The 26,257-nt window shown below is 67.7% G+C and carries 27 protein-coding genes, 1 tRNA gene and 1 pseudogene; 19 read left to right on the forward strand and 10 right to left on the reverse strand.

Features of this window, described 5'->3' with window-relative positions; genetic code table 11:
* The first annotated feature begins 48 nt into the window (after positions 1–48).
* Complete coding sequence (locus ACIBKY_RS00450; protein WP_397093294.1) at positions 49–315, forward strand: GlsB/YeaQ/YmgE family stress response membrane protein; 267 nt, start codon at positions 49–51, stop codon at positions 313–315.
* On the opposite strand, the gene ACIBKY_RS00455 is transcribed toward ACIBKY_RS00450, so the two are convergent.
* A complete protein-coding gene (locus ACIBKY_RS00455) occupies positions 312–1,481 on the reverse strand; it encodes a fumarylacetoacetate hydrolase family protein (RefSeq protein WP_397093295.1) in 1,170 nt (389 codons plus the stop codon). The two genes, ACIBKY_RS00450 and ACIBKY_RS00455, sit on opposite strands and share 4 nt — an antisense overlap.
* 72 nt (positions 1,482–1,553) lie before the next feature.
* On the reverse strand, positions 1,554–2,420 hold the full coding sequence (locus ACIBKY_RS00460) for a DUF2637 domain-containing protein (RefSeq protein ID WP_397093297.1): 867 nt from the start codon (positions 2,418–2,420) through the stop codon (positions 1,554–1,556).
* Positions 2,421–2,475: 55 nt separating this feature from the next.
* On the opposite strand from ACIBKY_RS00460, the gene ACIBKY_RS00465 reads away from it, so the two are divergent.
* The 10 genes from ACIBKY_RS00465 to ACIBKY_RS00510 all read left to right on the forward strand — a co-directional run bounded on the left by ACIBKY_RS00465 (position 2,476) and on the right by ACIBKY_RS00510 (position 11,396).
* A complete protein-coding gene (locus ACIBKY_RS00465; protein WP_397093299.1) occupies positions 2,476–2,862 on the forward strand; it encodes a PPOX class F420-dependent oxidoreductase in 387 nt (128 codons plus the stop codon).
* A 42-nt stretch (positions 2,863–2,904) separates the two neighbouring features.
* Positions 2,905–4,296, forward strand: a complete 1,392-nt coding sequence (gene cysS / locus ACIBKY_RS00470) for a cysteine--tRNA ligase (protein WP_397093301.1) — start codon at positions 2,905–2,907, stop codon at positions 4,294–4,296.
* 23 nt (positions 4,297–4,319) lie between these two features.
* Positions 4,320–5,279, forward strand: a complete 960-nt coding sequence (gene rlmB, locus ACIBKY_RS00475) for a 23S rRNA (guanosine(2251)-2'-O)-methyltransferase RlmB (RefSeq protein ID WP_397093303.1) — start codon at positions 4,320–4,322, stop codon at positions 5,277–5,279.
* Positions 5,280–5,300: 21 nt separating this feature from the next.
* Positions 5,301–5,373: transfer RNA gene (locus tag ACIBKY_RS00480), tRNA-Thr, on the forward strand.
* Positions 5,374–6,057: 684 nt separating this feature from the next.
* Positions 6,058–6,591 carry a Pycsar system effector family protein gene (locus tag ACIBKY_RS00485; RefSeq protein WP_397093305.1) on the forward strand — a complete coding sequence of 178 codons (534 nt, stop codon included), beginning with the start codon at positions 6,058–6,060 and terminating at the stop codon, positions 6,589–6,591.
* A gap of 48 nt (positions 6,592–6,639) precedes the next feature.
* Complete coding sequence (locus ACIBKY_RS00490) at positions 6,640–7,287, forward strand: Crp/Fnr family transcriptional regulator (RefSeq protein ID WP_397093307.1); 648 nt, start codon at positions 6,640–6,642, stop codon at positions 7,285–7,287.
* A 33-nt stretch (positions 7,288–7,320) separates the two neighbouring features.
* Positions 7,321–8,130, forward strand: a complete 810-nt coding sequence (locus ACIBKY_RS00495) for a hypothetical protein (protein WP_397093309.1) — start codon at positions 7,321–7,323, stop codon at positions 8,128–8,130.
* On the forward strand, positions 8,127–10,064 hold the full coding sequence (locus ACIBKY_RS00500) for a hypothetical protein (RefSeq protein ID WP_397093311.1): 1,938 nt from the start codon (positions 8,127–8,129) through the stop codon (positions 10,062–10,064). The genes ACIBKY_RS00495 and ACIBKY_RS00500 overlap by 4 nt, the downstream gene beginning before the upstream one ends.
* Positions 10,052–10,864 (forward strand): hypothetical protein, encoded by an 813-nt coding sequence (locus ACIBKY_RS00505; protein WP_397093312.1) that lies wholly within the window; start codon positions 10,052–10,054, stop codon positions 10,862–10,864. Before ACIBKY_RS00500 ends, ACIBKY_RS00505 begins: the two co-directional genes overlap by 13 nt.
* A gap of 355 nt (positions 10,865–11,219) precedes the next feature.
* The gene (locus ACIBKY_RS00510) at positions 11,220–11,396 is read left to right on the forward strand and encodes a hypothetical protein (protein WP_397093314.1); all 177 of its coding nucleotides are present in this window, start codon (positions 11,220–11,222) and stop codon (positions 11,394–11,396) included.
* 410 nt (positions 11,397–11,806) lie between these two features.
* Here the strand turns inward: ACIBKY_RS00510 and ACIBKY_RS00515 are convergent, their stop codons facing one another.
* Positions 11,807–12,742, reverse strand: a complete 936-nt coding sequence (locus ACIBKY_RS00515; protein ID WP_397093316.1) for a zinc-binding dehydrogenase — start codon at positions 12,740–12,742, stop codon at positions 11,807–11,809.
* Positions 12,743–12,958: 216 nt separating this feature from the next.
* Here ACIBKY_RS00515 and ACIBKY_RS00520 point away from each other — a divergent pair, with 216 nt between their 5' ends.
* Positions 12,959–13,633, forward strand: coding sequence for a TetR/AcrR family transcriptional regulator C-terminal domain-containing protein (locus ACIBKY_RS00520; RefSeq protein WP_397093318.1), 675 nt, complete (start codon positions 12,959–12,961; stop codon positions 13,631–13,633).
* Positions 13,634–13,744: 111 nt separating this feature from the next.
* A complete protein-coding gene (locus ACIBKY_RS00525; protein ID WP_397093320.1) occupies positions 13,745–14,347 on the forward strand; it encodes a hypothetical protein in 603 nt (200 codons plus the stop codon).
* Positions 14,348–14,401: 54 nt separating this feature from the next.
* Here ACIBKY_RS00525 and ACIBKY_RS00530 read toward each other — a convergent pair whose 3' ends face one another.
* From ACIBKY_RS00530 to ACIBKY_RS00545, 4 genes are all read right to left on the reverse strand, one after another.
* Positions 14,402–14,710: a hypothetical protein gene (locus tag ACIBKY_RS00530; RefSeq protein WP_397093322.1), complete on the reverse strand. Its 309-nt coding sequence runs from the start codon at positions 14,708–14,710 to the stop codon at positions 14,402–14,404.
* A 757-nt stretch (positions 14,711–15,467) separates the two neighbouring features.
* On the reverse strand, positions 15,468–17,063 hold the full coding sequence (locus ACIBKY_RS00535) for a GMC oxidoreductase (protein WP_397093324.1): 1,596 nt from the start codon (positions 17,061–17,063) through the stop codon (positions 15,468–15,470).
* Positions 17,064–17,289: 226 nt separating this feature from the next.
* On the reverse strand, positions 17,290–17,787 hold the full coding sequence (locus tag ACIBKY_RS00540) for a carboxymuconolactone decarboxylase family protein (RefSeq protein WP_397093326.1): 498 nt from the start codon (positions 17,785–17,787) through the stop codon (positions 17,290–17,292).
* 60 nt (positions 17,788–17,847) lie between these two features.
* Positions 17,848–18,909 (reverse strand): dihydrodipicolinate reductase, encoded by a 1,062-nt coding sequence (locus ACIBKY_RS00545; protein WP_397093327.1) that lies wholly within the window; start codon positions 18,907–18,909, stop codon positions 17,848–17,850.
* A gap of 67 nt (positions 18,910–18,976) precedes the next feature.
* Here ACIBKY_RS00545 and ACIBKY_RS00550 point away from each other — a divergent pair, with 67 nt between their 5' ends.
* On the forward strand, positions 18,977–19,339 hold the full coding sequence (locus tag ACIBKY_RS00550) for a MerR family transcriptional regulator (protein ID WP_397093329.1): 363 nt from the start codon (positions 18,977–18,979) through the stop codon (positions 19,337–19,339).
* Between the two features lie 28 nt (positions 19,340–19,367).
* Positions 19,368–19,580: pseudogene (locus tag ACIBKY_RS00555) on the forward strand (CHRD domain-containing protein); the annotation flags it as partial.
* Positions 19,581–19,817: 237 nt separating this feature from the next.
* Here ACIBKY_RS00555 and ACIBKY_RS00560 read toward each other — a convergent pair.
* Together ACIBKY_RS00560 and ACIBKY_RS00565 are read right to left on the reverse strand one after the other, a co-directional pair.
* Complete coding sequence (locus tag ACIBKY_RS00560; RefSeq protein WP_397093330.1) at positions 19,818–20,186, reverse strand: ClpX C4-type zinc finger protein; 369 nt, start codon at positions 20,184–20,186, stop codon at positions 19,818–19,820.
* A 17-nt stretch (positions 20,187–20,203) separates the two neighbouring features.
* A complete protein-coding gene (locus tag ACIBKY_RS00565; protein ID WP_397093332.1) occupies positions 20,204–20,542 on the reverse strand; it encodes a hypothetical protein in 339 nt (112 codons plus the stop codon).
* Between the two features lie 311 nt (positions 20,543–20,853).
* Here ACIBKY_RS00565 and ACIBKY_RS00570 point away from each other — a divergent pair, with 311 nt between their 5' ends.
* The 4 genes from ACIBKY_RS00570 (at position 20,854) to ACIBKY_RS00585 (ending at position 25,262) form a co-directional block, all read left to right on the forward strand.
* The gene (locus ACIBKY_RS00570; RefSeq protein WP_397093333.1) at positions 20,854–22,674 is read left to right on the forward strand and encodes a glycosyltransferase family 2 protein; all 1,821 of its coding nucleotides are present in this window, start codon (positions 20,854–20,856) and stop codon (positions 22,672–22,674) included.
* Positions 22,675–22,749: 75 nt separating this feature from the next.
* On the forward strand, positions 22,750–23,760 hold the full coding sequence (locus ACIBKY_RS00575) for an energy-coupling factor ABC transporter permease (protein ID WP_397093335.1): 1,011 nt from the start codon (positions 22,750–22,752) through the stop codon (positions 23,758–23,760).
* A gap of 3 nt (positions 23,761–23,763) precedes the next feature.
* Entirely contained in the window at positions 23,764–24,522 is a 759-nt protein-coding gene (gene cbiQ, locus ACIBKY_RS00580; protein WP_397093337.1) for a cobalt ECF transporter T component CbiQ, read from the forward strand.
* A complete protein-coding gene (locus ACIBKY_RS00585; protein WP_397093339.1) occupies positions 24,519–25,262 on the forward strand; it encodes an energy-coupling factor ABC transporter ATP-binding protein in 744 nt (247 codons plus the stop codon). The genes cbiQ and ACIBKY_RS00585 overlap by 4 nt, the downstream gene beginning before the upstream one ends.
* Here ACIBKY_RS00585 and ACIBKY_RS00590 read toward each other — a convergent pair.
* Positions 25,240–26,256 (reverse strand): potassium channel family protein, encoded by a 1,017-nt coding sequence (locus ACIBKY_RS00590; RefSeq protein WP_397093340.1) that lies wholly within the window; start codon positions 26,254–26,256, stop codon positions 25,240–25,242. The genes ACIBKY_RS00585 and ACIBKY_RS00590 overlap by 23 nt on opposite strands.
* Between the last annotated feature and the right edge of the window lies 1 nt (position 26,257).

Raw genomic sequence — 26,257 nt, forward strand, 5'->3', positions numbered from 1 at the left:
CCTCAGTCTGTGGGTGTGAAGGTCTCACACTTACCGGGAGGTGCCCACATGACCATCCAGTCCATCCTCGGCGCCATCGTGATCGGCGCGGTGATCGGCGCAATCGGCCGGCTGCTGATTCCCGGCAGGCAGGCCATCGGGTGGATCCTCACCATCGTCGTAGGCATCGTCGCGGCTCTGGTCGGCACGCTCATCGCCCAGGCGATCGGCGTGGAGAACACCTCAGGCCCCGACTGGATCGAACTCGTGCTGCAGGTCGTCCTGGCCGTCGTCGGCGTCGGCCTCGTGGCGGGGCTGCGGAGGGGCAAGACCTAGACGGCGGGATAGACGGTCCCCGCGACCCCGCCGAACCCCAGGCGCGAACCATCGGCCGCGGGTACGGAGGCGGTGACGCGCACCATGTCGCCGTCGCGCAAGAAGACCCGCTCGGAGCCGTCAGGCATCCCGAGCGGGTCTCTGCCGTTCCAGGTGAGGTCCAGGAGCGTGCCGGAGCCCCCGACGGGCCCCGTGGTCAGGAGATCACCCGTGCGCACCGGAGAGCCCGTCACAGAGGCGTGCGCGAGCATCTGCGCGCCGGTCCAGTACTGGCCCTGGTACTCGGGCTTGGCGACCGTCAGGCCGTTCAGCCGGACGTCCAGCTCGGCCCGGATGGCGACGTCGTCCTTGATCGTCAGGTAGCTGGCCGGTTCGGGGTCCTGGACCGGCTGGGCCGTACGCGCGTGGTTGAGCGCCGACAGCGGCACCACCCACGGCGAGATCGACACCATGAACGCCTGCCCCAGGAACGGCCCCATCGGCCGCGCCTCCCACGCCATCAGGTCCCAGGCCCGCCAGGCGTTCACCAGCACGGCGCCGAAGACGTGGGCGGGGAAGTCGGAGGTGCTCAGAGGGTACGGCGGCGCCGACGGCACCCCGACCACGTATCCGAGCTCGGCCGACAGGTCCAGCTTGGCCGTCGGGCCCACGTGGCCGCGCCTCAGCTGGCCGCTCGGGCGTACGACCGGCGCCCCCGACACGGTGACGGCGGCGGCTCTGCCGTACTGGCCGACGGGCATGTGGCGCCACGTGCGGGGCAGCGGCTCGCGCTCGGGCGGCAGGAACATGCGGCCCACGTTCGTGGCGTGCTCCAGCGACGTCTGGAACAGCAGCAGGTCCGCCACGTTGAACGGCAGGTGCAGCCGCACCTCCTTGAGCGGCGTCAGAGCCGGAACGACGTGCGGCCTGCGGCTCTCGTCGGTGAGCAGCTCCAGCAGGTCGGCGCGGACGTTGTGCCACACCCTCGGACCCGCGGAGAGGAAGGAGTTGAGCGTGCCGCTGGCGAACCAGTAGGCGGGCGGCAGCGCGCCCTGCGTCGTGAGCAGGTGCATGTCGAGGACGTATTCGCCGATCGCCACCCCCACCCGCGGAAGCTCCCCGCGGCGCGAGAACACGCCGAAAGGGAGATTGAGCAGAGGGAAGTCGCTTCCCTCGGGGACCGGCACCCACGACATGATCGCCACGGCTGGCTGATTCCCTCACCCGGGTCAGGGGGCCGTGGGCGTACGGTCAAGCTTTCATTCCTCAGGCGGTAACGGGGTGCTGCGCAGGCGTCCCGAAGGTGCCGGGGCCTCGTCCCGCTCGCTGTCGTCGGCCTGCTCGGGACCGTGGCCGGGGTCGGCGGCCTGTTCCGTCTCCTCCGTGAAAACCCGCACCGGCTGGGTGTCGGCGTCCCGGTCGGTGACCTCTGGCGTCCTGGGGTGGACGAGCACGTCGGTCGGCTTGACGCGGTCACCCCAGCGCACGGGCTCGGGCTCCTCTACCGGCTCTGGTTCGGGTTCCGGCTCTGGCTCTGGCTCTGGCTCGGGCTTTTCCTCTGGCTCGGGCTTTTCTTCTGGTTCGGGGGCCGACCAGCGGGTGACCCGCTCCGACAGCGGCGGTTGTTCCTCCGTCTTCGGTGGTTCTGGCCGGTGGAAGGGCACGATGTCCGGCTCGGGCTCCGCCTCTTCCGGTACGGCCGCGCGCCCAGCCTGCACGTGCTTGATCAGGAGCAGCCACAACCACAGCGCCACGGCCAGCATGATCCATGGGGCGAGGGCCACGCCCAGGGCGGCCTGCCGTACATCGAAGGAGAAACGCAGCGCCGTCGCCACGTTGACCGCCGCGGCCGCGACGATCAGCAGCACGAGCGCCGTCGCGGCCTGGGCGCGCACCAGCGGCCGGGCCGCGCGCAGCAGCAGGACGCCGGTCAGTGCGACCACGAGCACCGCGTCGAACGCGGCCGGATAGAGGAACGCGAGGTCAGGCCGGGCCTCACCGAGGATGGCCAGCTCGCGCAGATCGTCGAAGGACAGGGCGCAGGCGGCGCCGGTCAGGGCGGCCACCGCGAGTCCGGCAAGGGCGAGGCCCAGGCGGCGCAACGTGGAGGGGGGAGTCACTTCCATGGCGAATTCGAGACTACAGAAGAATGGGTGACAGCAAGCGATCAAGGGAGATTCCATGGCAGAGCTCTCCGACGAGGTGCGGAGGCTGTTCGACGGCCCCAACTACGCGACGGTGACCAGCATCAACCCGGACGGCGGGCCGCAGGCGTCGGTGATCTGGGTGCGCACGGACGGCGACGACATCCTGTTCTCGACCGTCAAGGGCCGGCGCAAGCCGCGCAACTACCAGCGCGACCCGCGCACCAGCATCGTCGTCATCGACCCCGAGAACCCGTTCAGGTACGCCGAGGTACGGGGCGTGGTCACCCTGGAAGAGGACCCCGCGGGCGACCTCATCCAGGAGCTGTCACGCAAGTACACCGGTGCGGCCTGGGAGGAGCATGCGGGGGCGGAAAGGCTGATCGTCCGGGTACGTCCGGAGAAGGTCTTTCTCAAGGGGTGATTGTCGGCATGCGACGCCGGCCGAGGCGTTAGCCTTTCTTTCGTGAGCCTGCACCTTTACGACACCAGCACGCGCGCCATCCGTGAATTCGTTCCGGTCGAAGCCGGCCGGGCGTCGATTTACCTGTGTGGGGCCACCGTGCAGGCGCCCCCGCACGTCGGGCACATCCGCTCGGGCGTCAACTTCGACGTGCTCAGGCGCTGGATGACGCGCTCGGGCTACGACGTGACCTTCTGCCGCAACGTCACCGACATCGACGACAAGATCATCAGGGTGTCGGCCCAGGAGGGCGTGCCCTGGTTCGTCGTGGCCGAGCGCAACCAGCGCGCCTTCACCTGGGCCTACGACACGCTGGGCTGCCTTCCGCCCACCGTCGAGCCGCGCGCCACCGGCCACGTGCCCGAGATGATCACGCTGATGGAGCGGCTGATCGAGCGGGGCCACGCCTACGCCTCGGGCGGCGACGTCTACTTCGACGTGCGCTCCTACGCCGACCGCTACGGCTCGCTGTCGAACCAGCGGCTGGAGAACATGCGGCCCGCCTTCGACTGCGACGACGACTCCCACAAGCGCGACCCGCGCGACTTCGCCCTGTGGAAGGGCGAGAAGCCGGGCGAGCCGACCTGGCCGACGCCGTTCGGACCCGGGCGGCCCGGCTGGCACCTGGAGTGCTCGGCCATGGTCACCAAGTACCTGGGCCCCACCTTCGACATCCACGGCGGCGGGCTCGACCTGATCTTCCCGCACCACGAGAACGAGATCGCCCAGTCGCAGGCGGCTGGCGACGGCTTCGCCCGCTACTGGATGCACAACGGCATGCTCAAGATCGGCGCCGAGAAGATGAGCAAGTCGCTGGGCAACTCGCTGCTCATCCCCGACCTGGTGCAGAAGGTGCGGCCGGTCGAGCTGCGCTACTACCTGGCCGTGCCGCACTACCGCTCCTCCATCGACTACTCGGAGGAGGCGTTGCTGGAGGCGGCAGCGGCGTACCAGCGCATCGAGGGCTTCGTGACCAGGGCCGCGGAGGTCATCCACGACGTGGACGCCGACGCGCCCCTTCCCCAGGCCTTCGCCGACGCCCTCGACGACGACCTCGGCACCCCGCAGGCCGTGGCCGTCATCCACGAGGTCGTCAGGGAGGGCAACGTCGCGCTGTCCAAGGGCGACAAGGAGGCAGTGGCCCGCCTGCTGGCCGAGACCCAGAACATGCTGGACGTCCTGGGACTCGACCCCCGCTCGCCCCAGTGGCGCACCGGCGGCTCCGACCTCAAGCCCGTCGTCGACGCGCTGGTGGCGGTGGCGCTGGAGCAGCGCAAGGCCGCCAGGGAGCGCAAGGACTACGCGGCCGCCGACGCCATCCGCGACCAGATGACCGCCCTCGGCATCGTCGTCGAGGACACCCCGCACGGTCCGCGCTGGGAACTGGCGCGCTGAATTTCGCCGGTACCCTTGGTCCCATGGCAGCAGGTGGTAGGGCGTCCGGTCGACCGGCGAAGAAGAAGGGCCCGGCCAAGGGCACCGGTGGGCAGAAGCGGCGCAGCCTTGAGGGCAAGGGCGCGACGCCGCCCGCCCACATGCGCCACTGGTTCAAGGACAAGTCCCGCGAGGAACGCATCGCCCGCGAGGCCAAGGGCGGCGCCGGCCGGCAACCGGCCCGCCAGCGGCGTTCCGAGGACGCCCCCGAGTACATCGGCGGCCGCAACCCGGTCCTGGAGGCCATGCTGGCCGGCGTCCCCGCCAGCGCCCTCTACGTCGCGCAGCGCCTGGACAACGACGACCGCGTCCGCGACTCCATCAAGATCGCGGCAGAGCAGGGCATCGCCTTGCTGGAGGTCAGCCGCGACAAACTGGACCGCCTGACCGAGGGCGCCGTCCACCAGGGCATCGCCCTGCAGATCCCCGCCTACGACTACGCCCACCCCACCGAACTGATCTCCCTGGCCGAGGACGCCGCCGAGATCCCGCTGATCGTGGCCCTGGACGGCGTCACCGACCCCCGCAACCTCGGCGCCATCGCCCGCTCCGCCACCGCCTTCGGCGCCCACGGCATGCTCATCCCCTCCCGCCGCTCCGCCGGAGTGACCGGCGGCGCCTGGAAGACCTCCGCCGGCACCCTCGCCAACCTCCGCGTCGCCCGCGCGTCCAACCTCACCGCGGCGCTGCGGGAGTACCGGGAGGCCGGCCTCTTCGTCGTCGGCCTCGACGGGGAGGGGACCGTGGAGATCGGCGACGTCTCCCTCTTCACCGAGCCGCTCGTCGTGGTGGTGGGCTCGGAAGGGAAGGGTCTGTCGCGGTTGGTACGGGAGCAGTGTGACGCGCTGGCCAGGATCCCGATGCAGGCCGCGGCCGAGTCGTTGAACGCTGGGGTGGCGGCTGGGGTTACGTTGTATGAGGTGGCTCGTCATCGGCGTGGGTGAGCGTCTACACTGATGGGCTGTGCCGACGTAGCTCAATCGGCAGAGCATCTGTCTTGTAAACAGAAGGTCAGGGGTTCGATTCCCCTCGTCGGCTCTGCGTACTGAAGCCCCTGAACTGGTCTTTCTTGTTCAGGGGCTTCTGCTTTGTCAGGACAATCATGCGATCTTGCTAACACCCTTGCTAACAGCGGTCGCGAAGATCTCGGCGGCCGTCGCTGCCTGCTCCGTGATGACGTGGGCGTAGACGCGCAAGGTGATGGCCGCGCCGTACAGCTAGCGCTCTCATGCGATGCTCCCTTGGGCTGCCATAGGGCCTCCATTCCTCGGGCTTGGCGGCCCTTCGGTACGGGTCCCTTCCCACCGGATAGGCAGACCGGTCGCCTGCCGCCTGTTGTCCAGCGGTGAAGTACAGGAGCGACGACACACACACGCCCACAGCCATGCAGGATATGCAGGATATGCAGCTTAACCAGGAGGCAGGCTGCTCAACGTCGTGACTGGCGCTCGTTACGAGCAGGAAGTCAAGTGCCGCCCCGCTTCCCACTCCAATGTTTGGCTGCCCCGTGATTCGGATCGGTTCGCCGCCAAATTTGATGTATCCATTTCAGTGCGCCAGAGGACAGCAGCGGCCGTACGCCGCAGTCGTTGATCCTTACGTAGAGTGCGGTTGAAAGGGGGTGCTGGAGGTTCTCATGACGAGCCGATCTTCGATCCTTTTCTGTCTCGGCAGCCGAACGACTCAAGGGCCACTCACTAGGGGGCACATGTGTTCCGGTGGATGACCAGGGCGATTGTGCCTGTACCGCCGCCGCAGGACCATGACAAGCAAGCCCGCATTCATGGTGTCCAGCTCCTCGCCGAAGCCCGTGAAGAGCTCAATCGGGCAGACACGAAGGCACAGGTGCTCCTCGGCGTCGCAGGGCTCGGTATCGGTGCGGTCGCCGGTGGTCTCCTCGCAGGGAGTTGGTCGCCGCTGAAACTGCACGTAGGTCTGCAATGGCTGTGGTGGGTGGGGGCTGTGTGTGCTCTCGGTGCCCTTTGCTGCCTGGCGGGTGCGGTGTACCCGCGCATCACAAAGCGGGCGCTCGGCATTGGCTACTTCGGCGACCTTGGGCGATACGGCTCCGCAGCGGAGATCGCTGACGCACTGCGCAGCCGTATCAGCGGCGACCTAACCGAGTTGGCCGACCAGATCTTCGCGGTCAGCGTGATCGTCATCAGGAAGTACCTGCTGATCCGGTGGGGGTTCTGGTTGATGTTGGTCTCCATTGGGTCGATAGTGGGCGCAGCGGTGATCCAGCTAACCCTTTGACACGCTCGGGTGATTGCCAAAAGGGCCTGCCCGACGTACGCATGAACAATGCAGCCCTTCCCCCAGCCTGCCTGGCACGCTCTGATCGAGGAGGGCATCCCGCGCCGGTACGCGGCCGGCGACGTACTCCTACAGCAGGGCGCTCCTGGCAGTCACGTGCTGGTTCTTACCCTGGGGCAGGTCAAGGTGGTCCGCCTGGAGCCAGACGGTGGTGAACTCCTGCTGGCCATACGAGGGCCGGGTGAACTACTGGGAGAACTGGCTGTCCTGGACGGCGGAGACCGCTCGGCCACCGTGTCGGCACTGTCCGCATGCCTGGCCTACATGGTGTCGGCTGAACGATTTCACCAAATCGTTCATCGTTTCGATCTACACGGGATGCTGATCCGCCGCGGCGTCCATCGCTTGAGAGAAGGGGAAGACGTCCGAGCAGACCTGGCAGGACTACCTGCCGTCATGCTTGTGGCGCGGACCCTGCTGAGACTGGCAATCGGTCCGGAGGTATCGCTCTCCCAGAGCGATCTGGCGGCAGCGACGGGATTGTCGCGGTCGGCCGTAGCCGCAGAGCTGGCCGCGTTGCGGCGGATGGGGATTGTCGTCACCGCACGCCGGCGCGTGGGTATCGAAGATTTCGACGCGCTTCGGAGAGCGGCTTGGTGCGAACGTCCAGTTTTGGACAGTCGCTCGAAAAGTTGAGTGCCATCGTGTACCCAGCCCCAGGGACCGACCATGACAGGAGACACAATGATCCCCGATGGGGACAGTCATCCCCTGCCGCCATACCGCGGACTGTTGGCGGTGGACGTTATTAAGTTCACCGACAATCGAGACAGACATCTCCCTGAACTGAGCGCGATGATCCCAGATGTTCTGGAGCAGGCGTTCTCGAAATGTGGTCAAGACCACATCTGGCAGGAAAAACGCTTCCCCGAGTTGCCGGGCGACGGGTATGTCTTTGGCATCACGCCGCAATACCTGCCGTTCCTGATCCATCCTTTCCTGGACAGTCTGCAGACCACGCTATGGGAGCTCTCACCCTCGCTTCGCGCCCGCGACAGAGCCCTGACCATGAGGTTGAGGGTCAGCATCCACGTGGGTCCCGTCTATGACCAGGATGACCCGTTGCGTGATCGCAAGGGGAAGACCACCAACGACGCCTTCAGGTTGCTCAATTCCGACCAGTTGCGCGAGGTGATGGCCCACGCAGACTCCGACGTCACCCTCGTCGGAGCGATCATCTCCGAGCGGGCATTCCAGGACGTGGTGGAGGGTGGGTACACCGCCGTCCATGGGAGTCAGTTCCGCCGTGTCGCCGCTGAGGTGCCGGAGAAGGACTTCAAACAGCATGCCTGGATTTACGTGCCCCGCCCGACTTTCCTCGACGGGACGCCGGGGACGGACAGTCATGCGGCGGGCCAACGGGGCGATGAAACGGACCAGCAAGCCGTCACAGGCGCTTCACCGGTCTTCCATGAGCGCGTTGGACAGGCGTTCACTGGCGGAACGTTCCACGGTGATTTCACCTTCAGGGAGACATGAGCGTGTCTCCAAGCGCGGAGTTCCATGACGAGGTGAAAGCGGCTTTCGTCGACAGCGTTTTCCACGGCGACCTCACCTTTAACCTGGGCAAGCTGATTCCCTCACGCCGGCTGGGGCCAGAAGAAATCAGCAGGATGCGGGCGATTTACGTGCCGCGCGGCGACATTCTCTCGCGGGCCGTCGCGGCGGCGCGCGAGACAGGTCTCGTCGTTCTATGCGCCAACCCGGGAAACGGTCGGCGTATCACCGCGGTGAATGTGGCAGCCGCTCTTGAACTGACCCCCGAATGGCTGGTCATCGATGAGGAGGACGTTCATGCCTCGCTGCATTGCAAGAAGCGCAGGACCTACCTGCTGAACCTGCAGGAGAGCGCACCAGAAGTGCTCCCCGCGCTGGGAAGGGAACTGGCGGGTTACGTCGCGCGTCTGCGCGAGGCTGGTTCCTGCTTGGTCGTGGTCGCTACGGAGCATGAACTGGGGACGCTCGACCTCGCCGTCCACCCCGAGATCGTTAAGTTGCGGGCAAGCGACCCGCGCGAGGTGTTCCTGGCGCACTTGGCTCGGCGGCGTTCGCGCGAGGAGTCCCAAGCCTGGGCGGCTGACGACCAGATCAACAGAATCCTGGCCGACGCCTCCCCGCAGGACGCGGTTCGGCTCACCGAGCACGTGCACGAGTCAGGAAACCGAGTACCGCAGGAAGGCGTTCAGGAGGTCCTCGCCGCCTACTACAACTGGGAGAAGGAGCTCGAAAGCTGGTTCACGATCACCCAAGCGACAGAGCAGGGGTACCGGCGTGCCCTCCTGCTGTCGGTCGCCGCGATGGAGGGTTCATCCGTGACGAAGGTCTTCGCCGCGGCCGACATGTTGTGCGCGGCCGTTGGCATCCCGTACCTTCCAGGCCGAGGCCTGATCGGTCCGGGCGTTGACACGCATCTGCAGGACGTCGACGCGAAGTACGTGAACGGTCAGGTGAAGTTCACCCGTCCTAGATACGGCGTGGCCGTATTGGATCACGTGTGGGAGGACCGGCCCTTCTTCAAGGATCATCTGACCGACTGGCTCAGGGAATTGCGCGATGATCAGCCCTCCACCATCCTTCTGCGCCTGGCGATGCGGCACGGCCTGCCGGATCTGGTGTTGGAGACGGTCCAGCAGTGGTCCAGGCAGGATCCCGAGCGAGCGGTCAGGATGCTGACTATCGCGGCGATGAGCGACGAGCTCGGCCGCGCGATACGCAGCAGGATGTACGCGTGGGCGCGGAACGGGAACCAGGAGTCGCTCCATCTGGTGGTCGCGGCGGTCTGCGGAGGCCCGCTGGCCGACGCATTCGACCGAATCGCGTTCACCCGCCTGAAGCATCTGGCCGGCCGTGACTCCGAGCAGGTCGAAGCTGCGGTGATCGACGCGCTGGCCAAGCTTGTCACCCGCCCGCGACTGCGCGTTCCAACCGCGGTGGAGATTGTGAAGTGGGCTGAGAGCGCGGGACGTGCCCGGCGCACTGGCCTGCGTGCCTTCGTGAAGTTGGCCGCCCTGTGCTCGCCCGAAGGACGCCTGGTGCTGATGCCGTACTCGACGCGAGAGGAGACGCTCATCGACACCCTCGCCGACGGATGGCGGGCGACCCTCCGCGACCACGAGAGCGCCGATACGGCCAAGAAGGTAGCGGTCGCCTGGCTAGAAGAGGCCGTCCGAGGCGATACCGACGGCGAGGTGATCTGCCAGATCCTGGCCAAGGCGGTTAGATCCAGCATGGACGTCGGCGTGCTCGCGCCTCTCATCTGGCACTGGGCACGCACCGCACCGGACGACGGTGTCGACCGCGAGAGCCTCTGTATCGCGTTGATGCGACGGATTGGTGAAGCGGACAGGCTCACTTCCGATATCTCACTGCTGAGCGCCTACGACGTCGAGGAGACGACCGAGTGGGATTCTTAGACCGGCTGATAGCGCTCCTGGCCCGACGGCATCGGGGCGACTTCGTCACGCACCATACAGAGCTCGCGCAGGTGCTGCACAGCGAGCGGGAGTATCTGAAATTCCGCGCGCGAATCGAGCTCACATGGCTTCTGCCCTGGGAAACGGAGCTGTCCGTCGACATCGAAACCTCGGTGTGCGACAGACTTATCATGGCCGCTCGTCAAGCGGCCAGGCAGTTCTCGGTGCTCTACAGGGAGGAGGCGGAGAGCGCGGTAAACCTGGCGCTGGGCCGTGTCGAGACCCATCCCTACTTACGCCGGGCACGTGTGGTGCTCAGCGTCGAGCCCGAGGCGCTCGAGTTCGCCCGTGAGCAGATGGTGGAGGATCTGGCGATCGAGCGACATCGAACGGCGCAGCAGGTCGAGCTGGCCCGGCTGACGGTCTTGCGAGACACGATGTTGCGGGACGGCTCCATCGCACGGCTGTGGTGGCTCCAATCGGACCCGAAAAAGCTGATGGAGCTGGTGAAACACGGGGACGAGTTCGAGAAGGCCATCACTCTGATATCCGACGGCAGCAGTAAGCGGTTGAGCGTACCGGGGGCGGGGGAGACGTCCGTGGCCGAGCTCGTCGAGCTCTTCCTGACGGAGCTCGGACCGGAACACCGCCGGCTTCTGATTCACCAGTTGGACAAGGTCTTCCGAGGCTATGAACGTCCAGAATTGGCAGATCGGCTAGGCGTGGCGTCCGGTGACGGTGCGGGGGGATCGCCGGATAGTGATCACGGGTACGGGAGATATCCCGAAGGTGTTCCGTAACCTCAGGCAATCGTCTGAAGGACCTCAAGGCTCTGCCCTGGAACCCGCGCGTAGTCGAGATATGGCAGCACGGACGTAGCGTAGATCTTCGCGTTGTGGGGTCAGCGAGGTCGCCCTCTGACGCTGCCAGCATGAGAAATCTTGCTAACAACTGGTTTGACGACCATGGAATTGAGACGCCCGCTCCACTGGGCCCGGTAGGCGCCGGTGGACGGTCCTGGACGATTCCCCTCGTCGGCTCTGCATGTGGAAGGCCCTTTCCTTGGTTGGGCGGGGTCCTTTTCGATCTTGTGCGGCCACGGGGGCAACCGGCGGTTTCGTGGAACCGGGCATCCCGTTCGAGCGTTCTCCGGGCATGACCAGCCCTCAACTCGTCTGTCCCCTCTGCCAGAACACCGAGTTCCAGCAGGAGGAGGGTCGGCTCGACAGCCGGTGGGGGATGACCTCTCACCGCATGACGCTGATGATCTGCACGAGGTGCCGTTACATTCTGCACTTCTATGACAGGCACTCGATCTTCGACTTCGACTAAGCCCGGTGCGGCCTGGGCCAAGTAGTTCCATCCCGGTCAGGTGATCCGGGATGGGACTCAGGTTGTCGAGGGCCCTGCGGGGTTTAGTGGCGTGAACGTTCGTGGTCGTGGCTGAACACCTCCCGCTGACCGGCTTCTCCGTAACTAGCCCGGCTCTGACGGCGTACGGGGTGGGCGGGCGGTGCTTCGCCTGCGGGTTTGGGCTGGTTCCTTTCGGCGGTGGCCGGCGATACGGCCGAAGCGGCATGGCGCGATAGCGTTCCGTCCGTGATCGGTGGTGAGTGGCGTGGTCATGGTCGTTGGGCTCTCATCAATGACATGTTCGGCGCCGTTCCGCATTCGACGCAGCCCAGCCATTGACGCCGTTCGCCCTGCCCAGGCGTCGGCGGGCCGTACGTTGTCAGGAGGCTTTATCGGGAGGGCTCCAGGATTACCTTGATTGCTCCTGCGGATCTGTCGCGGGCCACTCGGAACGCGTCGGCGGCGTCGTTCAGCGGGAATCGGTGGGTGATGACGGTTTCTGCGATCTCCGGCCGGGTGGCGAGCAGGTCCGCGGCCTGACCGAACTCCCGTACGCCGTCGGGCCGGCCGTAGGCCATGGCATTGATGTAGGTCAGCTCCTTGATGAGGCTTTGTGCCGCAGGAAGGCCGATGGTGTCGTGGTAGACGCCCAGCACGATGATCCGTCCACCGGCCGCGGCCAGTTCGGCGCAGCGGGCCAGGCCTGACGGGCTGCCGGCAGCGTCGATGACGACGTCGTACGCGCCCTCTGGACGTCCGGCGCCGAGGCGCTCCGCGGCTGATCGCTGGTGTTCGTAACGAGCTTCCAGATCGACGTCGAAGCCCAGATGGCGCGCTACGGCGGCCGCGAGGAGCGCGATGGATCCCCCGCCGACGATGACCACCCTCTCGCCGGGCCGCAATCCGGCCTTTCGCACGCCGTGCCATGCGACGGCGGTGGGCTCAACCAGGCAGGCATCTTGTACGGGCAGGGCGGCGGGCAGCGGTAGCAGCGTGTATTCCGGGACCACCACGGATTGCGACATTCCGCCATCCCGGAAGATGCCCAGCGTGCCGTGCGCCGGGTCGGCGCAACGCTGGGTGTTGCCCGCCGCGCATTCCGGGCAACGACCGCAGTAGATGGACGGCTCCACCACGAAGGCGGCACCGTCGACCGTTCCGGCGAACTCGTGGCCGAACGTGAAGCCTTGGAGTCCGTTCGCGACGAACGTGACATCCGTGCCGCAGATCCCCGCCGATGCGATGTCCAGCCGGACGCCCGGCCCTTCCGGGTCGGCCACGTCCCGCACCTGGATCCCATCGGCGGTGTTCCTGACAGCCAGCATTCCGGTTCCCCCTCGTCGCCTCTTAAGCAAACTGTGTTCGCTTAAGCTAGGCGATCTCGTTTCGCTTCTGCAAGGCATGGGAGGCTGAACCTCGACATGACACGAGAGAAGCCCAGCTCACCGAACCGTGCCCGCATCTCATCGCCGGACCGGCCGGGCTCCGCGTCCTGGTGGCTCGCGCGCGGCGAGCCACCCACGCGCCCGCGGCGGAACCGGATGCTGTCACTGGAGGCGATCGCCGACACCGCGCTCCGACTGCTGGACGAGCACGGCATCGAGGCGATGACCATGCGGCGGCTCGCCGAGGACCTGGGGTGCAACCAGTCCTCTCTCTATCGGCACGTCCGCAGCCGGGACGAGCTGACGATCATCGTGGCCGACCGGGCCATCCGGCTGGGCCTGCAACCACCACCCCCGGGTCTGGACTGGCGGTCGGAGGCGGAATGGCTGGCGCGCGAATTCCGCGCTTTCCTTCTTGGCCATCCCTCTGTCGCCCTGCTTCTGCGTGGCACCGAGCGGCTCGGTCCGAATTCGCTCCAGGGAGTGGAGTTCGCGGTCGATCGGTTCATCGGCGCGGGTCTGAGCCCAAGACGCGCGGCGGCGGCCGCGGGCGCGTTGGCCACACTGATCATCGGTTCTGTGCAGTTCAACCTTTATCTTGACGCCACCGATCCCGGGGAACGGCAGGCACGTCAGACGCTTTATGAACGCCTCGACCCGCAGACCCATCCCCGAATGGTGCGGCATGCCACCGACATCGCCGGGGTGGGGAGCGAAGAGGAATTCGAGTTCGGGCTAAGGATGTTCCTGGACGGCATCGCGGTCGCGGTCCGTGGTACGACCGGTGACCCTGCTGGTCAGAAGGCGGACCAGTTGGCAGTTCCCGATTAGCATCCGGGAGTTGGCGGCGGTTCACCCTGTCATGAAAGGCCTGCCCACCGGTTTTCTGTCGGTGCCGCCTGCGATGATCTTCGCTCGGAGTCGGGTTCAGAGGAGGTCATCGTGGTTGCTGATCAGGCGTATCCGCACTACCGGCAATTGCTCGACAACAGCTGGCTGGGTGAAGCCATCTGCTGGACAGTGCTAGTGCCTCACGATGGGTCCCCGCTAAGCCTCGCGGATATCGGGGAGCGGGTGAGCGAGACGGGGCAGTACACGGTTTATGAGACAGCTACCTTCGAGCATGAGGGGGTGTTTCTGCACCTGTCGGATGGCGCGCCTTGGGCGATGCTCGTCGATCGTTCTGATCGGCACGTCGCTCTCTTCGAGTACAACGGGTTCCGGAGTGTCTATCCGCCGGTGCTTCCTCGCCTCAGCATGGGAGGGCGGGCTTACAGCGCCTACTGGAACGTCAACCGTACTAATAGCGTGGGCTTTGCCGTCGACGGCGAAATGGTGTTGTCCTTTGACGCCATGTACGCAGAAGAGGCGAGGAGGCTGCCGGGCTGGGAACGGTGGCCGCAGGTGGGGGAGATCCTTCCCTATTTCGATTGGCGGAAGGGTGAGAGTTGCTGGGCTGCCGCTTTGACGGCCATAGAGCTGGCTACGGACGTGAGGCTGGGCGAGGAATGGATTGCCGAAGCCTCATCCTTCATCACGGGATGACGAGCCTCGGGTGAAGGGTGTTGCCCCACCCTTTTGACGGGGTGGGGTTTGGAGTCAGCAGTAGGCGATCCCCGCCACTACGAAGGGGATGTTGTGGTACGGCGTGTATTCCGAGCGCTGCCCGGGAGTGACGCAGGGGCCGACCTCGCTCCAGGACCCGACCTGGGGGTTGGGGTGGGTGACGTGGATGCGGACGCCGTAGCCGCCGGTGCCGCCGGCGCAGTATGCCCAGGCGGTCTTGATGCCCTCGCGGCCGGCCGTACAACTGGCGGGGTTGGCTTGTGCGGGGGTGGCGGTGGCGGCGAGGGTGGCCGCGGCGACGAGGGTGGCCACGGACAGGGCGGTGTGCTTTCTCAGGCGCATGTGCCGGCTCCAAAGGGGTGCACTGTTAGGAAAGCTTCTTAATAGAAAGTAGGCGTGCTTCGGCTGGAGTCAAGGCCGGGGCCGGTTTTGGGTCTGGTTGGGGGTGGGGGGTGCGCGTACGGTGGCGGCACGCCTGAGGAGTCCTCTTGGTTGGCTTCTCATGGCGATGGGGACCCCGGTGGCTTCGGCCCGCGGGCGTGGAAGGGCCCACCCGCCCTTCGGTGATTGGGCGGGTGAGCCCGGCCGTGGTCGGCGTTGCGGATGGTGCGCAGGGGAAATGCCAAGGAAGATGTACGGCGGGCAGACCTTGCACCGGCTCTGACGTGCGAAAATGGTCAAATGGGGGATAGGGAAGAAATCTATCTTCGGGTAGACCCAAACGATTCACTGCGTGACGCGTACGACGACCTTTTCGTCAGGACCCAGCCGGGGGCACTGGAGCATCGGGAGTACCTCGCGGGCCGCTATTGGATCATCTTTCGGGATACCGGGCAGACCCGAGACGGGACCGATGGCAACATCGTTCGCATCTTCGAACTCACGACGAAGGTCGTGCGCACAGCGCACTAACCGAAAAGTGGCCGCGGCCACGTCTTTCTGGGCAGATGGCACATGTGGCGCATCTTGCCATTCACCTGCGGACTCGTGAGGCGGGTGGGAAAGATGATGGCATCCGCTGACCCGGTCAAGGGCGAAGCGGACACCCCCGGCTCAGGAGATCTTGCAGATTCATACCCTGGGCCGGGGGTGGCGGTGATCAGAGGTCAGTGGCGATGATGGTGTCGATGTTGCGTTCGGCCAGTGCGGTGATGGTGACGAACGGGTTCACGCTGGTGTTGCCTGGGATCAGCGCGCCGTCGATGACGTAGAGGCCGGGGTAGGCGGTCAGGCGGCCGTAGTTGTCGGTGGCCTTGTTGAGTACGGCGCCGCCGAGCGGGTGGTACGTGAGATGATCGCCCCAGATCTTGTAGATGCCGAACAGGTCGGTCCGGTAGATCGTGCCCTCTTTCGCATTGATCTTGTCGAAGATCGTTTTGGCCATGTCGATGGACGGCTGTTTCCAGGATGTCTGCCAGTTCAGGTCCACCGAGCTCGTCGCGGAGTTCCAGGTGAAGGCGGCTCTGTTCGGATTCTTGGTGATCGAGAGATAGAACGAGGCGAACGTTTCGATTCCCGTCGGCAGCGGGGCGACCTCGGCGAAGGCGCCGCCGGCTGACCAGTTGTCTATGCCGGAGCACGGGATCGTCGACTGGAGTTTGCCGGTCGGGTCCCAGAGGTGGTTGGCGCGGCCGCACATGACATTGCCGTTGTCGCCCCAGCCTTTGCCGATCTCGTTGTTCAGGTTGGGTAACGCGCCGGTGGCCTTCAGCTTCACCAGAAGCTTGCTGGTCCCGACGCTGCCCGCCGCGAAGAAGACGCGGTCGGCGGTGACGGCCTTGGTGGCGGTGGTGGCGCCGCTGGTGTTGAGCTGGTCGATGACGACGGTGTAGCCGCCGCCGGACGCGGGGGTGACAGAGGTGACCTTGTGGAGAGCGGAGATGGTGACCCTGCCGGTCGCCTTGGCGCGGGCCAGGTAGGTCTGTTGCAGGGACTTCTTGCCGTGGTTGTTGCCGTAAAGGATCTCTCCGGCCAGGGCTGACTTGGTGGCCGTTCCGGCGGCTTCCCGCTTCATGTAGTCCCAGTCGTAGACGTCGGGAACGAAGACGAACGGGAATCCGGATCGCTGCGCGTGCTTACGGCCGACGCGCGAGTACTGGTAGCAGGCGGTGGTGTCGAACCATGCGGGGTCGATGAGACCGACGCCCAGACCGGCGTTGGCGCGGGGGTAGTAGGTGGCGTACATCTCGTCGGCGTTCACCGAGGGAAGCACCGTGGCGAAGTTCTCGCGCTTGGGGGTCACGGCCATGCCGCCGTTCACCAGTGAGCCGCCGCCGACGCCGCGACCCTGGTAGACGGTGATGCCGCTGAACTCCTCGGCGTCGAGGATGCCCGTGTAGCGAGGGATGTCGCGGTCGATGGGGAAGCCGAGGAAGTAGTTGAGGGGAGCCTTGGTGCGCGTGCGCAGCCAGTAGGAGCGCTGGTCGGGGGAGAGCGTGCTGCAGAAGATCTTGCCATCGGGGCCTGGCGTGTCCCACGCCATCCCCATTTCCACCATGTGTACGGCCACGCCCGCCTCTGCCAGGCGAAGTGCGGCGACGGCTCCGCCGTACCCGGTGCCGATCACCAGGGCGGGCACGCGCTCGCCCGAGGTGATGACGGCGGCGCGGGCCGCGGGGGCGCGACCGGCCAGGACCGCGGCGCCCAGGAGAGAACCGGTTCCAGCGATGAAGCCACGACGGGAGACACCCGACATGTATCACTCCTCACTCTCGACGGATTCGCGCCTTGACATCACTAGGTGCGGGCGGGTCCGCCCCGGGTCGGCTCTGTCGTCTCACGCCGGGCCGATGCGGTGGGCGGGGGCTCGCACGGGATTCACTCGGTGGTGGGCTCGGATTCGCGCGTGGCCGGCTTGGGCGGCTCGTGTGTCGTCGGCTGTGCGGAGGGCGCCGGGCCGGGTGAGGTCGCGGCTTCTGCGCTCACTTCCCGGCGGGCGAGGCTCCGCTGGGCAGCTTGCACACGGTGTCGAGGCCGAGCACCCGGTTGAGGCGGCCGAACGCCAGCCAGGAGCCGATGCTCATGCTCAGTTCGACGATTTCGAGCTGCGTGTATCGGGCCGTCATCCGGTCCCAGAACTCCTCGTCGAGCGCGTGGTGGTCGAGGGCGTAGCGCTCGGCGTACTCGGCGGCCAGGCGGGTGCGCTCGTCGAAGGCGTCGGTGGTGCGCCAGTCGGTCACGGCGTCGGCGAAGGTGTCCTCGACCTTCTGCCCGTCGCGCTCGGTCCGCCAGTCGAGGCAGAAGACACAGCCGTTGACCTGCGCGATCCGCAGCCGCGCCGCCTCGAACTCGCGCAGCCCGAGCGTGGTGTGGGCGTACACCGACAGCGAGAAGTGCGAGGCGGCGGGGCCGATTCCGGGCACCATCTCGCCCCAGACGTACTCGATGGCGTCCTTGCCCTCGGGAATGTCGATCCTCATGTCAGCCTCCCCGGGCCCGCGAGCGCGGCGGCGACGCGGCGTCGCCGGGAATGTCGGTTGTCATGTCAGCCTTCCGGGCCTCAGGGGTACGTCGAGGGCGTCGTAGAGGCCGGGTTCCGCGGCCATAAGCCAGTCGATGGCGCCGATCAGCCTGCCGACGGCGGTGGCGTTGCCGCCGGCGGAGTGGTTGCCGTCCTCGTCGGTGGCCTCGACCGTGACCTCGATCCGCGGGCGGCCCTCGATGACCACCCGGTGCGCGCCGACGCCGTCCGGCGGTGTGGGCCAGTCGGGAGCGCAGGAGGCGTGGATGCGGGTGACGTGCTCGATGACGATGCGGGGCGCGCCGCCGACGACGCCCTGGACCTCGAAGCGGACCGCGCCCTGGGTGCCGGCGTCGAACTTGCCCATCGTCACCGTGCTCACCGTCGCGTCGAGCGCCCGCCGGTCGACGGTCTCGCGGATCTCGTCGAGGTCTACGCCGAGGGCGCGGGCCATGAGCCGTATCTGCCCGCCCCAGACCATGGACGGAATCGTGGGCGCGAGCATGGGCGGCTCGTAGTCCATCGGCTGGCCCATGCCGACCAGGTAGCGGACGGAGTCCTCCTGGTCGTAGGTGGAGTAGTCGAAGATCTCCTGGCAGCGGATGACGTCCACGACGGAGCCGAGGCCGCTGATCAGCAGCGGCAGCACGTCGTTGCCCCAGCCGGGGTCGACGCCGGAGACGAACAGCGAGCCGCCGCCCTCGGCGATGGCCGACAGCACGGGCTCACGTAGTTCGGGCGGGGCGTTGCGCTGGTCGTAGAGGGCGTAAAGGGAGGGAGTGACGACGACGGCGCCGGCTCGGATGGCCTTGACGATGTCGGCGAGCGCCTCGTCGGGGCGGATTTCGCCGGAGGCGGCGTACACGACGGCGTCCGGACGGGCCGACAGCGCCGCTTCGGCGTCGGCGCTCGCGGTGACGCCGAGGTCGCGGCCGAGGCCGGCGAGTGCTCCGGCGTCGTGGCCGACCTTGTCGGGATTGTGGACGATCACTGCGGCGAGTTCGAGATCCGGGTTGGCCTCGACGGCGCGGATGGCCGCGCGGCCGACATTGCCGGTACCCCAGACCATCGTGGAGACCATGGGCGGAGCGTAGCAAGCGCTTGGTTCGGTGTACAGGGCCTACCATCGGGGTCGGAGGGGGATGGAGATGAAGATCGGCGAGCTGGCCAGACGGGCCGGGGTGAGCGAGCGGTCGCTGCGTTACTACGAGCAGCAGGGCCTGCTGGTGGCCGGCCGTACGCCCGGCGGGCACCGCGACTACCCCGAGAGCGCGGTCGACCGGGTCATCCGGATTCAGGAGCTGTTCGCCGCGGGGCTGCACAGCAGGAAGATCGCGCGAGTGCTGCCCTGTATGCGTGACTCCGACGGCGGTCCTGCCGCCATCGCCACTCCCGCGCTGGTGGACGAGCTCACGCTGGAACGCGACCGGATCGACCGGATGATCGCCGACCTGGTCCGCTCCCGCGAGGTCCTCAACGACGTGATCGCCACGGCCGCGGGCAACGCCTGACGGCTTCGCCGCGGCACGATCCGGTGGCGCCTCGGTGGGCTGTTCGGCCGGGTGGCACCTGTGCTACGCCCTGTCCGTAAGGAAGATCCGCCCGGCCACCGCCGCCCACATCCACCGCCGCCCACATCCACCGCGGCGCCAGAGGGGTGGCGGGTGTCATCACCGGTGGCCGCACCGCTACTACGTCAACGTCCACAACAAGAGGTTCCCGATGGGCGCGGTACGCGGCCAGCTCCGCTGACCCCCCTGCTCCAGCTCCACAAGGCTGCCAGCTCCGCTGACCCCCTGCTCCAGCTCCCCGGGGCGGCCGGGGAGCTGGAGCCCGTTCACTCGGCGGCGAGTCGTTCTGCCTCTTCGTGCAGCACCGCGATCAGCGTCATCTCCAGCTGCAGGTCGCTGAGCTCCGGTGCCGCGAGGCCGTCAAGCACGCGCATGCGGGCCTCCCTTTGCTGGGAGACGCCTCAGCAGTCACAGAGGTTTACGCGGAAGGCTCTTTGAATCTTTCCCAGGCGGACTGTTTGGTCATGCTGAGGGAGGCGCCGATGCGCTCCCAGCTGACGTTACGGCCCCGCAGGTGCGCTACCCAGTCACGCATGTTGTCGTTGATCTGGGCCTGGACGGCTGCGATCTTCGGCAGGTGGTCGAGGATCTGGTCGTCGCTCATCGTCTCCCACATGGGCAGCCGCGGCTCGGTGCTCTCGGCCAGCTTCTCCTCTTCGAGGATCTGGTCGCACAGGGCCACGCACGAGTCGCAGATGTGGACCCCGGGCCCGGCGATGAGCTTGGCCACCTCGGTGCTCTTCTTGTGGCAGAAGGAGCAGTGCAGCTTGTCTTTCCAGTCAGGCATGGCCTGACGCTAACTCGTCAGGCAACTCCTGACAAGCCTTCGTCGAGGAGGGCCTTCCGTTCCTCGTGGATGCGGCAGCAAAGGGTGACGTAGGCGTCGAGCACCTTGTCATAGGCGGCGCGCGCCTGGTCGACCTGGGCGCTGAGCGCGACGATCCGCTCGGGGTCGCCCCGGCGTTCGGCGTCCGCGAGCATCATGCGCGCCTCCAGCACGATGTCCTCAGCCCTGGTCCTGGTACGGCGGAGCAGTTCCGAACACTCGTAGAGCTCCTTCAGCCGCGCTGAAGTGAGGATGTCCTCGGCCGCGTAAAGCACCTTGGCCTGGGCCACGAGCTGCTTGTAGAGACTGGTTCCCATAACCTGCCACCTCCCGGTCAAGGTTGCCTGAGTGTAGACGCGCGAGCCTTGAGCGCGGATCACGGCCGCGGCCAGGGGGTAGGGCACTGTTCCCTTCGGGGTTGTTCTTATCCCCCGGGTGGAAGAAGAGCGTTCCTGAACGGAATTCGATGCTCCGCATAGCCGCTCATTAGGTGCTTTAGCCGGAAATTTCGCCAGGTGCGGCGGAGGAAAACGGCGCACCAAGAGGCCCGATCGCCCACGCGAGAGCCGCTCCTCGTCACATACTGAAACGAAGTGCAAGCAGATTGTGACGGCTGAGGGGCGCGGCTGTGGCTGATACGACGACGGGGTGCGACGAGGATGCGGCGGACGTCAGCGTCATCATCCCGGCCCACAACTGCCGGTCCTACCTCGACCGATGTCTGACCTCCGCGCTCATCCAGCGCGTGAAGAAGGAGATCGTCGTCATCGACGACGGCTCCGACGACGGCAGCGCCGAGCTGCTCGACCTCTACGCGACCTACCACCGCAGCATCGTGAAGGTCGTCCACCAGCCCTGCTCGGGCGGCGCCGGCAAGCCGCGCAACGTCGGCCTGGAGCACGCCACCGGCCGCTACGTCTTCTTCTGCGACGCCGACGACTACCTCGGCGCCGAGGCGCTGGAGCGCATGGTCGCGATGGCCGACCGCAACGGCTCCGACATCGTCCTGGGCCGCATCGTCGGCCATGGCAGGCGGGCGCCGGTGTCGATGTTCCAGCGCAGCGCCGACCGGGTGGAGCTCGGCGAGAGCGCCGTCTACAACAGCCTGAGCTGCTTCAAGCTGTTCCGCAGGGAGATGCTGGAGCGTCACACGATCCGCTTCGCCGAGGATCAGCTCATCGGCGAGGACATCCAGTTCTCCGTGCACGCCTACTGCCACGCCGGGACGATCTCCGTGGTCGCCGACTACGACTGCTACCACCTCACCGCCCGCCCCGACGGCAGCAGCATCATGCAGCAGCCCGGCAGCCGCGACCCGATCTCCTGGCTCACGATGATCCGGGCTCCGATCGAGCTCATGACCCGGCACATCGAGCCGGGCCCGCTGCGCGACCACCTGCTCAGACGGCATTTCAGGCTCGACGCCTTCGCCCAGCTCGGCGCGCCGTTCCTGGAGGCCGACGACGTCCAGCGCAAGGACATCGCGGCCGAGGTGGCGGCGCTCTGCGACGAGTACCTCACCCCGGGCGTGGCCGAGCGGCTCAACAGCACCGACCGCCAGCGCCTGGCCGCCCTCGGCGACATCGAGCGCCTGCTGCGCCTGGCCGACATCGAGAGCGCGACCGTGCTGCGGCGGCTGACCGGGCTGCGCTGGGAGGCCGAGCGGCTGCTGGTCACCGGTACGGCCCGGCTCGAAGGCATGCGCGACAACGACGGCGTCTCGGTCGTCCTGCGGGCCAGGCACGACCCGGCCGGCGAGCAGGTGATCCCGGCTGAGTGCGAGGACGGCGAGTTCACCGTGCGCATCGACCCCGCCCAGCTCGCCTCGGGCGTGTGGGACGCCTACGTCGCGGTCGAACTGGAGGGCGTGACCCGGCTGGGCAGGCTGGGCGCCAACCGGGAGGGCGGTCTGGCCAGGCCGTCGCCCCGGCTGATCGGCAACGTGGTGGCGCTGCCGTACTTCACGAGGGACAACGGGAACCTCAGCCTCGACGTCGGCGGGCACGTGCTGGCGGTGCCCGGCAGCGTCCGCATCACCAGGACGCGCTGGGGGCTGGGGCACCGGCTGCTGCTCGACGGCGAGATCACGGTCGGCGGGTCGGCGGTGGAGGCGGGAGCCGTACGCGGGCTGGTGTGGAAGGAGCGGCGTACGGGCAGCGAGCGGACCGAGCGCGTGACCGCGCTGCCCGGCGGGGCCTTCGCGGCGCGGCCTGCGGTGGGCCGGTTCGCGCCGGGCACCTGGGACGCCTACCTGGAGCTGGAGCTCGGCGGGCCGCCCGCGCGCTTCCGCATCGAGACCGGCGCGGTGGGGGTGCCGGCGGCGCGGCGCTGGTGGCGGGGCGCGGTGCTGCGGAGCGTGCGGCCGTACGCGACCTCGGGGCGTGGACGGCTGAGCACGGTGGTGCGGAAGCTGACGCCGCGGGCGATTCTCCGGAGAATTCTTCGCTAAATGCCATCTATGTGCAGGTGCAAGGCGATGCCTTATCGTAAGGACGTTATCCCCCCTTACTGAGAGGCAGGAGTCGTGCACGTTCCCGATGGCTTCTTCAACGCGGCGGTGTCCATCTCCGCCGGGGTCGTCGCGGCAGCGGGGGTCGCGGTCTGCCTGCGCGGCGCCCGGCGCGAGCTCGACGACCGGACGGCGCCCATGGCGGGCCTGGTGGCGGCGTTCATCTTCGCCGTCCAGATGCTGAACTTCCCGGTGGCCGCCGGCACCAGCGGCCACCTGCTCGGCGGCGCGCTGGCCGCGATACTCGTCGGTCCTTATACGGGTGTCCTGTGCGTGGCCGTGGTGCTCCTGGTCCAGGGCCTGTTCTTCGCCGACGGCGGCCTGACCGCGCTGGGCGTCAACATCACCATCATGGGCATCGTGACCGTTCTGGTCGGCTGGGGCGTCTTCCGGCTGGTCACCCGCTTCGCCGCGGGCAAGGGCGCGATCACGGCCGCCGCGTTCCTGGCCGCGCTCGTCTCCGTGCCCGCCTCGGCGCTGGCGTTCACGGCCCTGTTCGCGATCGGCGGCACCGCGCCGATCGAGGTCGGCGCGGTGGCCGCCGCGATGGGCGGCGTGCACGTCCTGATCGGCATCGGCGAGGGGCTGATCACCGCGGTGACCGTCGGCGCCGTCCTGGCGGTCCGCCCCGATCTCGTGTACGGCGCGGCCGGCCTGGCCAAGCCGCTCGTGCTCCGCGGCGCCGACGGCTCGATCACGGAGGCCACCGGAAAGCCGGAGACCGTCGAAAAGGGCGGGGTGCGGCCGTTCGTGCTGGGCGGGCTCGGCGTGACGCTGATCCTGGCGGGCGTGGTCTCCTTCTTCGCCTCCTCCTCACCCGACGGCCTGGAGCGGGTGGCCGAGGACAAGGGATTCATCGACCAGACCACCGACCATCTGTTCGGCACGTGGGCGCTGGCCGACTACGGCGACGTCGGCGGCATCCCGGTGGGTGTCGCGGGCATCATCGGCGTCGGCCTGACGCTGCTGGTGGCGGCCGGCATCGCGTACGCGGTGCGCAGCCGTAAGGTCAAGGCCGAGGCGTAGGCCATGGGGGCGGGCCACCACCACCAGCTCTACCGGCCGGGGGGCTCGCTCGTGCACCGGCTGCCGCCGCAGTGCAAGCTGCTCGCGGTCCTGGCCTTCGCCATCGTGGTGGTGGCCACGCCCCGCGAGGCGTTCTGGGCGTTCGGGTGCTACGCGGTGCTGCTCGCGGCGGTGGCGGCGGTGGCGAGAGTGCCGCCGGCGTTCATCGCGCGGCGCATGGTGATCGAGCTGCCGTTCGTCCTGTTCGCCTTCCTCATCCCGGTCATCGGGATGGGGGAGCGGACCACCGTGCTCGGGCTTTCGCTGAGCGTGCCCGGTCTCTGGGCGGCCTGGAACATCCTGGCCAAGGCCTCCCTCGGGGTGGTCGCCTCGATCCTGCTGGCCGCCACGACCGAGCCGCGGGCGGTCCTCATGGGCGCGCAGCGGCTGCGGGTGCCGTCGCTGCTGGTGCAGATCGCCATGTTCATGCTGCGCTACATGGACGTGATCGTGGACGAGATGCGCAGGATGAGGATCGCCAGGGAGTCGCGCGGGTTCGAGGCGCGCAACATGCGGCACATCCCGGTGATCGCGCGCTCGGCCGGGGCCCTGTTCATCCGCTCCTACGAGCGGGGTGAGAGGGTGCACCTGGCGATGCTGAGCCGGGGGTACGACGGCCGGATGCCGGTCGTGCAGGAGATCTCGGCGAGCGTGCGGCAATGGGCGATCGCGCTGGCGCTGCCCGGCGGGGCGCTGGCCGTACTGGGGATGATGGCGTTGTGAACTACTCGCTGGAGGTCAAGGACCTCGCCTACGCCTACCCCGACGGGACGCAGGCGTTGTTCGGGGTGGACCTGGCCGTCGGGCGCGGCGAGCGGGTCGCGCTGCTGGGGCCCAACGGCGCCGGCAAGACGACGCTCGTCATGCATCTCAACGGCATCCTCACCGCCGGGCACGGCACTGTCACCGTCGCGGGCACTCCGGTGCGCAAGGACACGGTCAAGGAGATCCGCCAGCGCGTCGGCCTGGTGTTCCAGGATCCGGACGACCAGTTGTTCATGCCGACGGTCCGCGACGACGTCGCCTTCGGCCCCGCCAACGCGGGCCTGCGCGGCGAGGAGCTCGAACGCCGGGTCAAGGACGCGCTCGACCGGGTCGGCATGCTGGAGTTCGCCGACCGGCCGCCGCACCACCTATCCTTCGGCCAGCGGCGGCGGGTGGCGGTCGCGACCGTGCTGGTCATGGAGCCGGAGATCCTCGTGCTGGACGAGCCGTCGTCCAACCTGGACCCGGCCGCGCGCAGGGAACTGGCCGAGATCCTGCGCGCGCTGGAGGTGACCGTGCTCATGGTGACGCACGACCTGCCGTACGCGCTGGAGCTGTGCGAGCGCTCGCTCATCCTGTCGGGCGGCGTGATCGCCGCCGACGGGCCCACGCGCGCGCTGCTCGCCGACCCCGGCCTGCTCGCCGCGCACCGCCTTGAGCTGCCGTACGGCTTCGCTATACCCGCGGAACGTGGATGATGATCAGCCGGTCCCCGGCCTGCAGGGTCTGGGCCTGAGGGTCGGCGTAGGTCAGCAGGTCGCCGCCACGGGCCACGGCGACGACCATGCCGTCGCACTCGGCCGGCTCCTTGCCGACCTCATCGGCGGTGACGGCGCGTTCGTACAGGTCAAGGCCCTTGCCGAAGACCAGGAAGTCCTCGATGAGCGCGCTGATCGCCGGGCTCTGCGTCGCCACGCCCAGCATCCGGCCGGCCGCCTCGGAGGAGGTGATGACCACGTCGGCGCCGCTCTGCCTGACCAGCGGGTCGTTCTCGGCCTCCCGCACCGCCGCGACGATGGTCGCCGACGGGTTGAGGCTGCGCGCCGTGAGCGTGACCAGGGCCGCGGTGTCGTCGCGCTGGACGGCGATGATGACCTGGGCGGCCGTCCTGATGCCGGCGCGGTTGAGCACCTCGCTGCGGGTGGCGTCGCCCTGCACTCCCGCGAACCCGTCCGCCGTGGCCTCCTCGACCAGCGCGCGGACCGGGTCGATGACCACGATCGACTCCTTCGTGCGCTCGTTCTCCAGCAGTGTGCGGATCGCCGAGCGGCCTTTGGTGCCGTAGCCGATGATCAGCGTGTGGTCGTGCAACCTGGACCTCCAGCGTTTGATGCGGAAGACGTCGCGGGTGCGCTTGGTGAGCACCTCAAGGGTGGTGCCGACCAGGATGACCAGGAAGGCCACGCGCAGCGGCGTCACCGCCACGATGTTGATGATCCGGGCGGTGTCGGTGACCGGGGTGATGTCGCCGTATCCGGTGGTGGAGAGCGAGACGGTCACGTAGTAGAGGGCGTCGAGCAGCGAGACGGAGCCGTCGGCGTTGTCGTGGTAGCCGCCCAGATCGACCGCCACCAGCAGGAACATGGCGGCGAGCACGCCGAGGGCCAGTGCCATGCGCCGCAGGACCGCGCGCAGAGGGCTCATCGGCGCGGAGGGCAGCTGAACGCCCGGCTCCGCCTCATCCCCTCGCATA

This window comes from Nonomuraea sp. NPDC050394, assembly GCF_044459065.1.
In the GTDB taxonomy this organism is placed as follows: domain Bacteria; phylum Actinomycetota; class Actinomycetes; order Streptosporangiales; family Streptosporangiaceae; genus Nonomuraea.